Annotated in this window: 12 protein-coding genes; 4 read left to right on the plus strand and 8 right to left on the minus strand. The window is 71.4% G+C overall.

Going from position 1 to position 14,232, the window contains the following annotated elements; genetic code table 11:
• Positions 1-18: 18 nt before the first annotated feature.
• From ACIRB1_RS16605 to ACIRB1_RS16630, 6 genes are all read right to left on the minus strand, one after another.
• Positions 19-1,848 (minus strand): HAMP domain-containing sensor histidine kinase, encoded by a 1,830-nt coding sequence (locus tag ACIRB1_RS16605; protein ID WP_352181417.1) that lies wholly within the window; start codon positions 1,846-1,848, stop codon positions 19-21.
• Positions 1,845-2,543: a response regulator transcription factor gene (locus ACIRB1_RS16610; protein ID WP_352181416.1), complete on the minus strand. Its 699-nt coding sequence runs from the start codon at positions 2,541-2,543 to the stop codon at positions 1,845-1,847. Before ACIRB1_RS16610 ends, ACIRB1_RS16605 begins: the two co-directional genes overlap by 4 nt.
• 18 nt (positions 2,544-2,561) lie before the next feature.
• Positions 2,562-3,320: a L,D-transpeptidase family protein gene (locus ACIRB1_RS16615; protein WP_352181415.1), complete on the minus strand. Its 759-nt coding sequence runs from the start codon at positions 3,318-3,320 to the stop codon at positions 2,562-2,564.
• Between the two features lie 41 nt (positions 3,321-3,361).
• Positions 3,362-4,786: a M1 family metallopeptidase gene (locus tag ACIRB1_RS16620; RefSeq protein ID WP_403466021.1), complete on the minus strand. Its 1,425-nt coding sequence runs from the start codon at positions 4,784-4,786 to the stop codon at positions 3,362-3,364.
• A gap of 166 nt (positions 4,787-4,952) precedes the next feature.
• Complete coding sequence (locus ACIRB1_RS16625) at positions 4,953-6,659, minus strand: MFS transporter (RefSeq protein ID WP_403466022.1); 1,707 nt, start codon at positions 6,657-6,659, stop codon at positions 4,953-4,955.
• Positions 6,660-7,031: 372 nt separating this feature from the next.
• Positions 7,032-8,354, minus strand: a complete 1,323-nt coding sequence (locus tag ACIRB1_RS16630) for a DEAD/DEAH box helicase (RefSeq protein ID WP_403466023.1) — start codon at positions 8,352-8,354, stop codon at positions 7,032-7,034.
• 201 nt (positions 8,355-8,555) lie between these two features.
• Between ACIRB1_RS16630 and ACIRB1_RS16635 the strand changes: the two genes are divergently transcribed.
• A complete protein-coding gene (locus ACIRB1_RS16635; protein WP_352181411.1) occupies positions 8,556-8,906 on the plus strand; it encodes a DUF488 family protein in 351 nt (116 codons plus the stop codon).
• 45 nt (positions 8,907-8,951) lie between these two features.
• Here ACIRB1_RS16635 and ACIRB1_RS16640 read toward each other — a convergent pair whose 3' ends face one another.
• Together ACIRB1_RS16640 and ACIRB1_RS16645 are read right to left on the minus strand one after the other, a co-directional pair.
• Positions 8,952-10,625 carry an FAD-binding dehydrogenase gene (locus ACIRB1_RS16640; RefSeq protein ID WP_403466024.1) on the minus strand — a complete coding sequence of 558 codons (1,674 nt, stop codon included), beginning with the start codon at positions 10,623-10,625 and terminating at the stop codon, positions 8,952-8,954.
• A 29-nt stretch (positions 10,626-10,654) separates the two neighbouring features.
• A complete protein-coding gene (locus ACIRB1_RS16645; protein WP_352181409.1) occupies positions 10,655-11,281 on the minus strand; it encodes a TetR/AcrR family transcriptional regulator in 627 nt (208 codons plus the stop codon).
• Positions 11,282-11,463: 182 nt separating this feature from the next.
• On the opposite strand from ACIRB1_RS16645, the gene ACIRB1_RS16650 reads away from it, so the two are divergent.
• The 3 genes from ACIRB1_RS16650 (at position 11,464) to ACIRB1_RS16660 (ending at position 14,229) form a co-directional block, all read left to right on the plus strand.
• A complete protein-coding gene (locus ACIRB1_RS16650) occupies positions 11,464-12,093 on the plus strand; it encodes an alpha-ketoglutarate-dependent dioxygenase AlkB (RefSeq protein WP_352181408.1) in 630 nt (209 codons plus the stop codon).
• Between the two features lie 141 nt (positions 12,094-12,234).
• Positions 12,235-12,984: an MBL fold metallo-hydrolase gene (locus ACIRB1_RS16655; RefSeq protein WP_352181407.1), complete on the plus strand. Its 750-nt coding sequence runs from the start codon at positions 12,235-12,237 to the stop codon at positions 12,982-12,984.
• A gap of 9 nt (positions 12,985-12,993) precedes the next feature.
• Positions 12,994-14,229 (plus strand): DUF4032 domain-containing protein, encoded by a 1,236-nt coding sequence (locus tag ACIRB1_RS16660; protein ID WP_352181406.1) that lies wholly within the window; start codon positions 12,994-12,996, stop codon positions 14,227-14,229.
• Positions 14,230-14,232: the final 3 nt, after the last annotated feature.

A 14,232-nucleotide genomic window follows, 5' to 3' on the forward strand; every position in this document is an offset into this window, starting at 1 on the left:
CGCTGATCTGAGCGGGCATCAATCTCCGTTCGGCGCCTCGGCGTTGGGCAATCGTAGGGTGAACACCGAACCGGTGCCGGGCTCGCTCGTCGCCTCCACCGTGCCGTTGTGGGCGGCGACCAGGTCGCGGACGATGGACAGGCCCAGGCCGCTGCCTCCGGTGCGGCGGCTGCGGGACTGGTCGGCGCGCCAGAAGCGGTCGAAGACGTGGGTGAGGTTCTCGGGGGCGATGCCCGAGCCGGTGTCGCTGACGGTCAGGACGACGGTGCCGGCCTCGCGCCACGCGGTCAGGGTGACGGTGCCGTCGGCCGGTGTGTGGCGCAGCGCGTTGGACACGAGGTTGCCGAGGACCTGGCGCATGCGGACCGGATCGGCCTCCAGCCAGAGGGAGTCGTCCGTCTTGCCGGTCAGGGCGACCCCGGCCGTGTCGGCGGAGACGCGGTACGCGGCGACGACCTGGTCGACGAGGTCCTCCACGCGCACCGGTTCACGGTGCAGGCGCAGGGTGCCGGCGTCGGCGGCGGCGAGGTCCTGGAGGTCGTCGATGACGCGCTGGAGGACCATCGCCTCCTCGTGCAGGGAGCCGAGGAGGGCCGGGTCGGGTTCGACGAAGCCGTCCCGGGTGACCTCCAGCCAGCCGCGGATGTTGGTGAGGGGGCTGCGCAGTTCGTGGGCGATGTCGCTGACCATGGCCTTGCGCTGGGCCTCCAGGCGTTCCCGGCGTTCGGTGAGGTCGTTGAACGCCTCGGCGAGGATGCCGGTCTCGTCCCGGGTCCGCACCGGCACCCGGACGTGCAGCTCGGGCGGCTGCTGGGCCGCCTCGGTCAGCGCGCGCAGGGGGCGTACGAGCCGGGTGGCGACGACCGCCGTCACCAGGACCGTCAGCGCGAGGACGGCCGCCGCCGCGCCGACGACCTTGGCCTTGTTCGCCGGGGAGACGTCGAAGCGGGGGGCGGTGGTGTGGCCGCCGCCGAGGAAGAGTTCGGCCACCGGTGCGACGTACGGCTCCAGTTGGGCGCGACGGGCGGCGTCGGTGCAGGCCTGCGCCGCGCGGAGACCGGCCGCGTCGCCCATCTTGGTGTACGCGCTGATGGTGTAGCGGGAACCCAGGCTCTTGTCGAAGACGTCGACCCCGAAGTACGGGACCTTGTAGCCCACGCCTTCCCGGGTCAGGCAGGGCTGGGCGCTCGCCAGCAGGCTCTTCAGCGCCTTGCTCTCGGTGGGGGTCGGGGAGTTGAGCTTCCCGTCGGCGCACCGGTCGGGCACATAGCCGCCGTTGGCGTCGTTGCCGTCCGCGTCGGTGAGGACGGGACGGCCGCTGGGCGTCACCGTGATGGTCGTGTCGATTCCGCTCTGTTCGAAGCACGCCTGACGGTCCTTGGCCAGCTTCGCCAGCCGGACGCGTTCCTTCGCGGTCAGCCGGTACGGTCCGACGACCCGGGGGTCCAGTCCACTGAGCTGGGCGCCCGGCTCCGTGTACGTGTCGGTGTGCAGCGGGTCGATGTTCGCGGCGGCGCGGGGCGGCAGGGAGGTGCCGTGCGGTGCGGAGTCGGCGATGAGCGTGCGGTCGGAGGTCGTCAGGGCGATCCGGCGGCCCATCGTCACCGAGAGGGCGCGGACGGTCGGTGCGACGCCCGTCCACTCGGGGTGGGTCGCGGCGTAGCCGCTGAGCCGCGCGAGGATGCGCATGTCGTCGGCGAGGTCCTGGCCCTGTTCCTCCTTGATGGCCCGGGTGGTGGTCTCCACCGCCAGCCAGGCCGTCGCCCCGACCGAGCACAGCGCGATCAGCACGGTGGCGACGAGCAGCCGGACCAGGAGCCGCTTGCGCAGCGGTATCCGGGGCCTCACGCGCGACCGCCGCGCAGCTTGTAGCCGACGCCGAACACGGTCAGCAGCCGGATCGGGCGCCGCGGGTCCGCCTCTATCTTCCGGCGCAGGTTCATGATGTGGACGTCGACGGCCCGTTCCGTGGACGCCCGGTCGAGACCCCGGGTGTACTGGAGCAACTGCCGCCGGGAGAAGACCCGTTCGGGCTCGGTGGTCATGGCGAGGAGGATCTCGAACTCGGCCGGTGTGCAGTCCACCGGCACCCCGTCGCAGCGCACCTCGTGGCGTACCGCGTCGACGGAGAGACCCGCCGCCCGGACGACGGTGTCCTCCTGCCGGTCCTCGGCGGCCCGGCCGCTGCGCCGCAGGACCGTGCGGATGCGGGCCATCAGCTCACGCGGGCTGTACGGCTTCGTCATGTAGTCGTCGGCGCCGAGTTCGAGGCCGAGCAGGACGTCGTCCTCGGTGGAGCGGGCGGTGAGCATCAGCACGGGGATGTCGTCCTCGCCGCGCAGCACCCGGCACACCCCGAAGCCGTCGATCAAGGGCAGCATGAGGTCGAGCACCACGAGGTCGGGTCTGAGTTCCCGGGCCGCCGTGATGGCGGCGGCCCCGTCGTGGACCACGGTCGCGGTGTGGCCCTCCGTCAGCAGGGAGCGTCGTATCAGCTCGGCCTGCATCTCGTCGTCCTCGGCGACCAGCACATGTGCGCACACGTGGCGGATCCTAGGCGGTCAGTGGCCGAGGGCGGCGGCGTCGCCCATGACGACGACGGGGTGCCGGGCCGGGTCCAGGGTGCGCAGGAGTTCTTCCATGTGGTCCTCGGCGATGCTGACGCAGCCGTGGGTGGGGCCGCCGTGGTCGACGTGGATCCAGATGCCGCCGCCGCGCGAGGAGCCGAGCGGGCGGGTCCAGTCGAGGGGTGAAGTGCCGGGCTTTCGGTTGTAGTTGATGGCGATCACGTAGTCGAAGGACCCGGCGAGGGGTTCGCCCTCGAAGCCGGTGCCGGGCGAGACGAAGCCCGGCCCCTGGTCGTACGAGAGCTTGGTGCCGGGGTCCTTGAGCAGGCCGCCCGCGTCCGTGAGCCCATACACACCGACCGGTGAGCGCAGGTCACCGGCCATGTGGTGGTCGGACCAGCCCCTGCGCGCGTTGTGCGCGGCCCAGGTGGCGGTCTCCTCCCAGCCGTCGTCGGTGCGCTCGTACAGGGCGAGGGTGGAGAGGGCGGAGTTCACGCCCCGGCCGGTGACCAGGACGACCTGCTCGGTGTCCGCGGGTATCCGGGCCAGCATCTTCGGCCCCACGCCCGGGAGTTGCCGGGCCGCGGCCTCGGCGGATATCTCCGACGAGGGCGAGGGCGCAGACGAGGTTGGGGACGAGGAGGCGGGGGTGGGGGCGGACGCGTGGTCCGTCGCCGCCAGCGCACCGCCGCCGCATCCCGTGAGGAGAACGGATGCGGCGACCAGTGCGACCGAGGGAAAACGAGTGATCATGAGTCGACGATGACCGACACATGTGAGGAACTCGTCAGTTCCTACGGCTGGGTCGGCTTGCCTTTCGTGTAGAGCCAGGTGTGGAAGAGGGCATCCAGTCGTGTGCCCGATTTCCGTTCCGCCAGGCTGACGAACTGCGCGGTGGTTCCGTGGCCGTACCGGTGGGCGCCGGCCCAGGTCCGCAGGATCGAGAAGAACGTCTTGTCGCCGACGGCCAGGCGCAGTTCGTGCAGGGCCATGGCGCCGCGGGCGTACACCGGGGTGCCGAAGATGTTCGCGCCGCTGCCGGGGTCGCCGGGCGGGTAGGCCCACAGGTCGTCGGTCGCCTTGCGGGCGTACAGCGCGTCGAAGGTCTGCTGGGCGGTCTTGCCGCCGTGCTGCTCGCTGTAGAGCCACTCCGCGTAGGTCGCGAAGCCCTCGTTGAGCCAGATGTCCTTCCAGGCGGTGAGGGAGACGGAGTCCCCGAACCACTGGTGGGCGTTCTCGTGCACGAGGGTGCTGAGGTCGGGCGCCGAGTCGTAGAGCGGCCGTCCCTGGGTCTCCAGGGCGTAGCCCACGTCGGGGGCGTGGTCGACGATCGACCCGGCCGAGCGGAACGGATAGGGGCCGAACAGCTTGGTCTCCCACTCCAGGACGGCGGGGAGCTTCTTCAACACGGGTGCGGCCGCGGCGACTTCACGCGGGTCGACGGCGTTGTACACCTTGACGCCGTCGCGGGTGGTGTACTGCTCGACCTTGAACTTCCCGACCGTCGCGGTGGCGAGGTAGGCGGCCATGGGTTCCGGCGCGTGCCAGCGGAACGTGGTCTTCCCGTGCGCGGTCCGCTGCCCGAGGAGCACGCCGTTGGCGACCGCGGTGCGGCCCTGCGGGACGGTGATCGTGAAGTCGTACGCCGACTTGTCCTTGGGGTGGCTGTTCGCCGGGAACCAGGTCATCGCGCCCTGCGGCTCACCGGCCACGAAGGCGCCGTCGTCGGTGGCGATCCAGCCGTCGGCCGAGCCGTCGGGGTCGGTGACCTGCTTCGGGACGCCCTTGTAGGTGACGGTGACCTGGAAGCGCTGGCCCTTGCGCAGGGCGTGGCGCGGGGTGACGACGAGTTCCTGGCCGGCGCGGCGGAAGCCTGCCTTGACGTGGTCGACGGTGAGGCCGGTGACCGTGAGGCCCTTGAAGTCGAGGTCGAAGCGGGTGAGCTTCTCGGTGGCGCGGGCGGTGAGGACGGCGGTGCCGTCGAGGTGGCGGCTCGTCGGGTCGTAACGGAGCGTCAGTCCGTAGTGGGCGACGTGGTAGCCGCCGTTCCCGGAGAGCGGGAAGTACGGGTCTCCCGCGCCGGACGAGCCGATGGTCGTGGCGCCCGCGGGCGCGGCGGCCGCGAGCAGGGCCGCTACGGCGACGGGGACGGTGGCCACGACGGCGCTGCGGCGGAGCACGGCGGTGCGTCTTGTGGACTGCGGCCGGAGGTGCGTCACATGCGCTCCTACATGAGTGAGGGGGGTGATCATTCGCCTCAGAGACTAGGCCGGGGACTCCCCCGGAATCCCTCATGTCGAGGCAAAGTCCGGGCGCCGGCACCAACACGCCGCGGCCCGGGGGCTGTCGCGCCCGGGCCGCGGCGGCGGTCGAAGTGCCGGCCGGTCAGACCTCGCTCGGGGTGAGCGCGGCCAGTTCGCGGTCGACGGCCTCTTGGTGGACCGCCGCGTCCTCGCGGGCCTTCTTCGGGCTCCAGCGGCCGGCCATCACGAACACGAAGGGCAGGAACAGGACTTGGCCGCCGACGCAGATCCACCACCAGGTGCGCCACTCCCCCGGGCCGTTCTCCGCGGCCTTCTGCACCTTCGGCCCGTACTCCTTGAGGACCTTGAGCTGCGGCTGCGCCTTCTTTACGGCGGCCAGGTCGGCCGGTCCGACCTCCTTGACCGCTTGGGCGGCCAGGGCAGGGGGCGTGGTGGTGGGCGTGTACTTGCCGAGTTCGGCGAAGAGTTGGGGGTGGGCGTCGACGATGGCGAGGGCCGGGGCCGCCTGCTTCGTCGCGGCCGCCACCTCGGCGCCGTGCTCGACGAGCGGGGTGACGGAGGTGACGAGCACCGGGATGAACGCCGCCGACACGGCGACCACGATCCGTACCGTCCAGCCCCAGACCGCGAGGCCCGCGGCGGTGGCGGCCGGGTTCCGCTTCTCCACGGTCTCGGTGAAGCTCGCCATCCAGGGGGCGTAGGCGACCCCGCTGAACACGCCGATCGCGACGAACAGCCAGGCGAAGGTGTAGTAGCCGGTCGTGGCGTGGGTGGCCAGGGCGGCGAAGAACCCGGTCGCGACGATGGCGCCGACCCCGCCGACGATCATGAAGGGCTTGCGCACCAGCAGCCGGTCGGAGAGCAGTCCGGCCACGATCAGGGCGAGGGCGTTCGCGGCCCAGTACCAGTTGGCGAGGGCGTTGGTGCGCTGCTCGCTGTAGCCGAAGGTGGTCGAGAAGTAGACGACGAAGTTGCCGACGGCCGCGTAGTAGAGGAGCAGGAAGACCGCGATCGCGAAGGCGGAGCCGAGGATGTCCAGGCGCAGCATCTGCCGCCATTCACCGCGTCGTACGGCCTCGGTGTCGAGGCCCTTGGCGCGGGCCTCGACCAGGGCGCGGTCGCGCAGGCTGACCATGATCTGGTCGCGCAGAGCCGGGGCCAGCTCCCGAAGGGCGAACAGGGCGACGACGAAGACGATGAGTCCGGCGGCCCCGGAGTAGCGGACCTCGTCCTCCCAGGTGGAGGTGGAGAGCGTGCTGCTGGTGACCGAGGTGACGACGAGGCTGCCGATGACGGGGCCCATCGTCCAGTAGCCCATCGCGGTGGCGCGGCCGAGCTGGGGTGAGAAGTCCCTGATGAGGGCCGGGGTGGCGACGAGGACGATGCCCTCGATGAAGCTCACGGCGGCGAACAGCACCAAGTACGTCGTCTTGTCGCCCGCGTTGGGCAGTCCGAAGAAGACCAGGAGCGCGGCCACCAGCAGGCCGTAGACCACGAGGTTCGCGCGTCCCCAGCGGTCCGCGAGGCCGGCGACGAGGGAGGCGAAGGCCCCGACCGCGTTGCCGACAACCGAGACCCACACGAAGTAGCGGTAGGTCATGTCGAAGTGCGTGATGATCGACGTCGCCACCGCGTACTGGATGTAGAGCATGTAGTAGAGCACGACGGTCGTGATCACGACGATCGCGAGGTACGACATGCGTCGCCCGGTGGCCGGGTACGCCGCGAGGTCGCGGCGGTACAGCCGGGCGAGCGAGCCGCGAGCACCGGTGCCGGGCGCGTCGGCACCTGGGCTGCTCGTGTCGAAGGATGCGGAGGCGGAGGGCATACGGCTCCCTTTGGAACGGCCGGGGACGGTGCGGACGGCGGGAGGCTGGGGGTTCCTTCCGTTCGGGCGGACGCTAGTACCGACTAGTCGGTATGACTAGATGCGCGACACGACTTCGCGCGCAGTTATTGGGGCTTCATCACGCCGAGGGTGTTCTTGTCGATGCCGAACACGAATCCCACGCGCAGACCGGGGTTATTGGCGTCGAGGGCGGCCTTCGGTTCGGTGTGTACCCGCAGCTAACCGGTCGTGGCGCCTTTGCCGGTTAGATCGACGCAGAGGGAGTGGATGAGCCGGTCGGGGCCGACCAGTGGGCGAGCCGGTCGGGGCCGACCGACCCGCGCGAGGGCTTCAGCGCCAACGCCCTTGCCGCTAGCGCCCCTTGCGTACCCGCGCCGCCGCCCGGGCCTCCGCCGTCTTACGTGCCTCCGCGGCCTTCCGGGACTCCTTGGCAGGCCGTCCCGGCCGGGTGCCCATCCCGCGGAAGGGTGCGTTCCCGCCGCTGCTCTTCGTCGTGGTCGGCGGTCGCTTCGCCCCGGTGATGGCCGTCAGCTGCTCCTCGCCGGAGCGCACCTGCGTGACGGTCGGCCGGATGCCGGCCTCGGACATCAGCCGGTTCACGTCCCGCCGCTGGTTCGGGGTGACCAGGGTGACCACGCGCCCGGACTCCCCCGCACGCGCGGTACGCCCGCTGCGGTGCAGGTAGTCCTTGGCGTCGGCGGGCGGGTCGACGTTGACGACGAGGTCGAGGGCGTCGATGTGGATGCCCCGCGCGGCGACGTTGGTGGCGACCAGCACGGTGATCGCGCCGTCCTTGAACTGGCCGAGCGTGTGGGTGCGTTGGGGCTGCGACTTGCCGCTGTGCAGCGCGGCGGCCCGGACGCCGCTGGCCCGCAGATGACGGGTGAACTGGTCGACACCGGCCTTGGTGTCCAGGAACATCAGCACCCGGCCGTCCCGGGCGGCGATCTCGGTCGCCGTCGCGTACTTGTCGGCGGCGTGGATGTTCAGCACATGGTGGTCCATCGTCGCGACCGAGCCCGCCACCTGGTCGACCGACGCGTGAACGGGGTCGTGCAGATGCTCCTTGACCAGCGTCTCGACGTCACGGTCGAGCGTGGCCGAGAACAGCAGCCGCTGCCCGTCGGCCGGGACCTGCGCGAGGAGGTCCGAGACCTGCGGCAGGAATCCGAGGTCGCACATCTGGTCCGCCTCGTCCAGCACGGTGATCCGCACCTGGTTGAGATGGCAGTCCCGGCGTGACACCAGATCGGTCAGCCGCCCCGGCGTCGCGACGAGCACCTCGACGCCGGTCCGCAGCTGCGCCTGCTGCCGATTGATCGACAGCCCGCCGACGACCGTCGCGAGCCGCACCCCCAGCGTCCGCGCGTACGGCTCCAGCGCGTCGCTCACCTGCTGGGCGAGTTCCCGGGTCGGGACCAGGACCAGCGCGAGCGGTCGCTTCGACTCGGCGCGCTTCCCCGCGGTCCGCACCAGCAGCGCGAGCCCGAACGCCAGCGTCTTGCCCGAACCGGTGCGCGCCCGGCCGAGCACGTCCCGGCCCGCGAGCGCGCCGGGCAGGGTCGCCGCCTGGATCGGGAACGGCTCGGTCACCCCGAGGCTGGTCATCGTCCCGACCAGCGCGGGCGGCAGCCCCAGCTGGTCGAAGGAAACGGCCGGCGGCTTGGCGTTCATGGGGAACCTTCCTGGATCTGTTGCCCGCAACGCCACCGGGGCCCGTACCCCTTGGCACGGGCCCCGGCGACATCGAAGCGTGCCCCCATTTTACCAGCGGGACCACCCGCCCGGCCGGACCGCACCCCGCGTCGTCCCCGCCCCCGGCGCCCGCCCGGACGTAGGCTCACCGCACCACCGCCGCCCGAGGGAGCCCCGCCCGTGACCGTCCGTGTGCGCCGTGTCTACGACCCGCCCGAGCCGGAGGACGGCGTCCGCGTCCTGGTCGACCGGCTCTGGCCGCGCGGCCTGTCCAAGGACGCGGCCCGGGTCGACGAGTGGCCCAGGGAACTCACCCCGTCGACCGAACTGCGCCGCTGGTACCACGCGGGCGAGGGCTCCTACGACGAGTTCGCCGCCCGCTACGAGGCCGAACTCGCCGAGCCCGAAGCGGCCCAACTCCTGCACACCTTGCGGAACTTGGTCCGGATGGGCCCGGTGACCCTGGTGACGGCGGTCAGGTCGCCGCAGGAGAGCCACGCCTCGGTGCTGGCCCGCCTCCTGTCGTCGTGACATGCGGGGACGGGCCGTAGCGCCGACGAGCGAAGTCCCGCCCGGTCAGGCCGTCTGCTTGGCCGCCGCGCGTCCCGCCGCGCGCCCGGAGAAGAGGCAGCCGCCGAGGAAGGTGCCTTCGAGGGCGTTGTAGCCGTGCACTCCCCCGCCGCCGAAGCCCGCGACCTCGCCCGCCGCGTACAGTCCGCCGATCGGCTTCCCGTCGGCGGCCAGCGCGCGGGAGTCCAGGTCGGTCTGGATGCCGCCGAGGGTCTTGCGGGTGAGGACGTGCAGCTTGACGCCGATCAGCGGGCCGGCCGCCGGGTCGAGGATGCGGTGCGGGGTGGCGACGCGGCCGAGGCGGTCGCCGATGTAGCGGCGGGCGTTGCGGATGCCCTGGACCTGGGAGTCCTTGCTATAGGGGTTGGTCAGCTGAAGGTCGCGGGCCTCGATCTGGCGCCGTACGACGGCCGCGTCGAGGAGCGGCTTGTCGGTCAACTGGTTCATCTTCTCGACGAGTTGCTCCAGATTCCCGGCGGTCACGAAGTCCGCGCCCTTGCGCAGGAAGGCGTCCACCGGACCCGGCGCGCCCTTGCCTAGCAGCCGGTCGCGCAGGACCGCCTTCTTGTCCTTGGCGGTGATGTCGGGGTTCTGCTCGGAGCCCGACAGCGCGAACTCCTTCTCGATGATCTTCTGGGTGAGGATGAACCAGGAGTGGTCGTGGTCCGCCAGGTCCGGTGTCGTGCGCAGGTACTTGAGGGTGTTGAGGGTGTCGTAGCCCGGCAGGCACGGGTCGGGCAGGCGGCGGCCGAGGGCGTCGAACCACAGGGAGGACGGGCCGGGCAGGATGCGGATGCCGTGGCCGGGCCAGACCGGGTCCCAGTTCTGGAGGCCCTCGGTGTAGTGCCACATGCGGTCGCGGTTGACGAGCCGTACGCCCGCCTCGGCGCTGATGTCGAGCATCCGGCCGTCGACGTAGGCCGGGACGCCGGTGACCATCTCGGCGGGCGGGGTGCCGAGGCGCTCGGGCCAGTACGCGCGGACGATGTCGTGGTTGGCGCCGATGCCGCCGGTGGTGACGATCACGGCCTGGGCGGTGAGTTCGAAGGCGCCGATCGGCTCGCGGCTGGAGGAGACGCCCCGGGCGGCGTTGTCCTCGGCGAGGACCGTGCCGCGGACGCCGCGTGCCTCTCCGTCCTCGATCACCAGCTCGTCGACCTGGTGGCGGTAGTAGAAGGTGAGCAGTCCGTCGCGGGCGGCCTGCTTCGCGTAGTCCACGAAGGGTTCGACGACCCCGGTGCCGGTGCCCCAGGTGACGTGGAAACGCGGGACGGAGTTGCCGTGGCCGTGGGCGCGCAGGTCGCCGCGTTCGGCCCAGCCGACGGTGGGGAGCAGTTTGATGCCGTGGCTCTCCAGCCAGGGGCGCTTCTCACCGGCGGCGAACTCGACGTAGGCGCGCGCCCAGCGCACCGCCCAGGAGTCCTCGTCGTCGACGCGGTCGAAGCCGGCGCTGCCCTGCCAGTCGTTCCAGGCCAGGTCGAAGGAGTCCTTGATGCCGAGGCGGCGCTGTTCCGGCGAGTCGACGAGGAACAGTCCGCCGAAGGACCAGAAGGCCTGCCCGCCGAGGTTGTTGGCGTTCTCCTGGTCGACGAGGGCGACCCGGCGGCCCCGGCTGGTCAGTTCATGGGCCGCGACCAGACCGGCCAGACCGGCTCCGACGACGATGACGTCCGCATCCATGGCGACCGTTGCCCTTCTCAAGTGGGTTGTCATTCAGGGGTGTTGCCGCTGTCGGTGAGCAGCGCGGTGAGCAGCTGCCTGAGCCAGGAGCGCGCCCGTTCCGCGTCCTTGTCGAGCAGCAGTTGGGTGGTGACCCCGTCGTAGGCGGCGATCACCGCGTGGGCGGCGCCGTCGATGTCGCCCAGCACGGCTGGGAGTCGGGTGTGTCCACCCGCGCGGGTGAGCCGTTCGGCGATCGCGCCGCGCAGCCGGGCCCGGTGGTCGAGCAGGGTCTGGGCGACGGCCGGGTCCCGGGCCGCGTGCACCAGGAAGTCGGTCTTGACCAGCAGCCAGTCCCGGTCGAGGAGCAGCACGTCGGTGACGCGGTCCACGGCGGCGGGAACGTCGAGGCCGGGCCCGTCGAGGGCGAGCGCGCCCGCCACCTGCTCGGCGATCAGCTCGGCGCGGTCCCGGTAGAGGGCGAAGAACAGCTCGTCCAGGCTGCCGAAGTTCGAGTAGAACGCGCCCCGGCTGTAACCGGCGGCCTCGCAGACCTCCTCGATGGAGACCCGCCCGAACCCCTTCGCGGCGAACACGGCGAACGCGGCGTCCAGCAGATTGGCCCGCGTGCGGACCCGCCGCCTGGTCACACGCTTGGCCGCCGTCTCCGCCACCATGCCCGGCCCTCCGCCCTCGGTTCGATACGCGAATGTATCCGATACGCCGATGTATCCAAAGGGGTGCGACCGAAGAAGCGTCGGGGGCGGAGCACGGAGGGGGAAGCGTCACGGGAAGCACCGCGGAAGAAGTGCGGGAACTCTATTGGAACAGATATTCGAATAAGGAGTACGCTGGTCCCATGACCGCGCACCACCTCCAGGGCTCCCTCTTCGACCAGACCGACCAGCTCCGCCTCGGCCCCCTCGACGGGATACACCGCACGGCACTGGGACTCGGCGCCTGGATCGACGTGCTGCCCGGGTGGCTCTCCGGCGCCGACGCCCTCTTCGAGGAACTGGCCACCGAGGTCCCGTGGCGCGCCGAGCGCCGTCAGATGTACGACCAGGTCGTCGCCGTACCGCGACTGCTCGCCTTCTACGGCGCCGACGACACGCTGCCCCACCCGGTGCTCGCCGAGGCGCGGGACGCCCTGTCGGTCCACTACGCACGGGAGTTGGGCGAGCCGTTCGCCACCTCCGGGCTCTGCTACTACCGCGACGGCCGGGACAGCGTGGCCTGGCACGGCGACCGGATCGGGCGGGGTGCCCGCGAGGACACGATGGTGGCGATCCTCTCCGTGGGCGCGCCCCGCGATCTGCTGCTGCGGCCGGTGCGCGGCGGCGAGTCGGTGCGGCGCCCGCTGGGACACGGCGACCTGATCGTGATGGGCGGCTCCTGCCAGCGGACCTGGGAGCACTGCGTCCCCAAGACCAACCGCGCCGCGGGACCGCGCATCAGCGTGCAGTTCCGCCCGCACGGCGTGCGCTGAGGCGGAGAGGCGGCCGCTTCGGACGCACGCGGGGGCCGCCTCCGGCGGACGGCGCCGGAGGCGGCTTCCCCCGCGCGAGCCGATCTCGTCCGCGTCTGGTTGGCTGTCCCCGTACGGGGCACCACCTCACGAGGGACGATCATGCGGGCAGAAGTGCGCCAAGTCGCCGACGGTACCTACCTGGTGCACGGCAGCAACACCAACTGGGTGATTCTCACGGACGGCGACGCGGCCACGCTGGTCGACACCGGATACCCCGGTGACCGCGAGCTGCTGCTCGACTCCCTTGCGCAGGTGGGGAGTTCACCGACGTCGCTCACGGCGGTGCTGATCACCCACGCGCACAACGACCACCTCGGTTCGGCGGAGTACCTGCACAGCGCGTACGGCACGCCGGTCCTGCTGCACGAGGCCGAAGTACCGCACGCCCGGCGGGAGTTCCTCCAACAGGTCACCGTCGGCGACGTGTTGAAGAACATCTGGCGTCCTGGCGTCCTGCCGTGGATGGTGCACACGATCCGCGTCGGCGGCACCGAACAGAATCCGGTCGCCGCGGCCGAGGCGTTCCCGAACCCGGACGGCCCGCTCGACCTGCCCGGCCGGCCCGTCCCCGTGCACACCCCCGGCCACACCGGCGGGCACTGCGTCTTCCACCTCCCGGAGCGCGGGATCGTGATCTCCGGAGACGCCCTGGTGAGCGGCCACGCGACCTCCCGGATCAAGGGTCCGCAGCTGCTGCCCGACATGTTCCACCACGAGCGCGACCGCGCCGTGGCCTCGCTGGACGTCATCGAGGCGCTCGACGCGGACACCCTGCTGCCCGGCCACGGTCCCGTGCACACCGGTCCGGTCCGTGAGGCGGCCAAGCGCGCCCGCGAACACGCGATCTAAGGTCACCCCATGGCACTGCAGATCAACGCGACGAACCCGGAGCATCCGGTCCTCCTGCTGGAACTGCCCTGGGACGTTCCGCTGGAGGAGTGGCCCGACGAATACCTGGTCCCGCTGCCGCGCGGCATCTCCCGCCACGTGGTGCGCTACGCCCGCGCCGGCAGCGAGGTCATAGCCGTCAAGGAGCTGGCGGAACGGCCCGCGCTGCGCGAGTACGAGCTGCTGCGCGACCTGGACCGGCTCGGCATCCCCGCGGTCGACCCCCTCGCAGTGGTCACCGGACGCGTCGACGCCGCCGGCGAGCCGCTGGAGCCGGTGCTGATCACCCGGCACCTGGGCGGCTCGATGCCGTACCGCTCGATGTTCGAGACGACGCTGCGCCCGGCCACCATGCACCGGCTAATGGACGCCCTCGCGGTGCTGCTGGTGCGGCTGCACCTGGCCGGATTCGCATGGGGCGACTGCTCGCTGTCCAACACGCTGTTCCGGCGGGACGCGGGGGCGTACGCCGCGTATCTGGTGGACGCGGAGACCGGCGATCTGCACCCGCAGCTCAGCAACGGGCAGCGGGACTACGACCTCGACCTCGCCCGCGTGAACATCAGCGGGGAGCTGCTCGACCTGGAGGCGTCCGGGGCGCTGCACCCGTCCGTCGACCCGATCGAGTTCGGCATGGAGATCTGCGCCCGCTACCAGAGCCTGTGGGAGGAGCTGACGCGGGTCTCGGTGTACCCGGCGGGCAAGTACCACTTCATCGAACGCCGTATCCGCCGGCTGAACGAACTCGGCTTCGACGTGGCCGAGATGCAGATCGAGCACTCCTCGAACGGCGACACGGTGACCTTCGTGCCGAAGGTCGTCGACGCGGGCCACCACCAGCGCCAACTGCTGCGCCTGACCGGCCTGGACGCCGAGGAGAACCAGGCGCGGCGGCTGCTGAACGACCTGGAGTCCTGGATGGCCACCCAGGACGACTACGCCCCGGGCGATCCCCTCGCCGCCCGGCCCGAGGTGCTCGCGCACCGGTGGGTCCGGGACGTGTTCCGGCCGACCGTGCGGGCCGTACCGCTGGAGCTGCGCGGCTCGATGGACCCGGCGGAGATCTACCACGAGCTGCTGGAACACCGCTGGTACCTGTCCGAACACGCCCAGCACGACATCGGTCTGGACACGGCGGTCGAGGACTACCTCAAGAACATCCTGCCGAAGGCGCGCGAGACGCTGGAGCCGACCACCCCGGAGTGACCC

It is taken from the genome of Streptomyces sp. NPDC096013, from assembly GCF_044763565.1.
Taxonomy (GTDB): Bacteria; Actinomycetota; Actinomycetes; order Streptomycetales; family Streptomycetaceae; genus Streptomyces.

What these genes read in the sequence shown, in the direction of transcription:
- ACIRB1_RS16645 (WP_352181409.1), bottom strand. Translation starts at nt 11,281, where the DNA reads ATGGTGGCGGAGACGGCGGCCAAGCGTGTGACCAGGCGGCGGGTCCGC.
- ACIRB1_RS16650 (WP_352181408.1), top strand. Translation starts at nt 11,464, where the DNA reads ATGACCGCGCACCACCTCCAGGGCTCCCTCTTCGACCAGACCGACCAG.
- ACIRB1_RS16640 (WP_403466024.1), bottom strand. Translation starts at nt 10,625, where the DNA reads ATGGATGCGGACGTCATCGTCGTCGGAGCCGGTCTGGCCGGTCTGGTC.
- ACIRB1_RS16630 (WP_403466023.1), bottom strand. Translation starts at nt 8,354, where the DNA reads ATGAACGCCAAGCCGCCGGCCGTTTCCTTCGACCAGCTGGGGCTGCCG.
- ACIRB1_RS16655 (WP_352181407.1), top strand. Translation starts at nt 12,235, where the DNA reads ATGCGGGCAGAAGTGCGCCAAGTCGCCGACGGTACCTACCTGGTGCAC.
- ACIRB1_RS16660 (WP_352181406.1), top strand. Translation starts at nt 12,994, where the DNA reads ATGGCACTGCAGATCAACGCGACGAACCCGGAGCATCCGGTCCTCCTG.
- ACIRB1_RS16615 (WP_352181415.1), bottom strand. Translation starts at nt 3,320, where the DNA reads ATGATCACTCGTTTTCCCTCGGTCGCACTGGTCGCCGCATCCGTTCTC.
- ACIRB1_RS16625 (WP_403466022.1), bottom strand. Translation starts at nt 6,659, where the DNA reads ATGCCCTCCGCCTCCGCATCCTTCGACACGAGCAGCCCAGGTGCCGAC.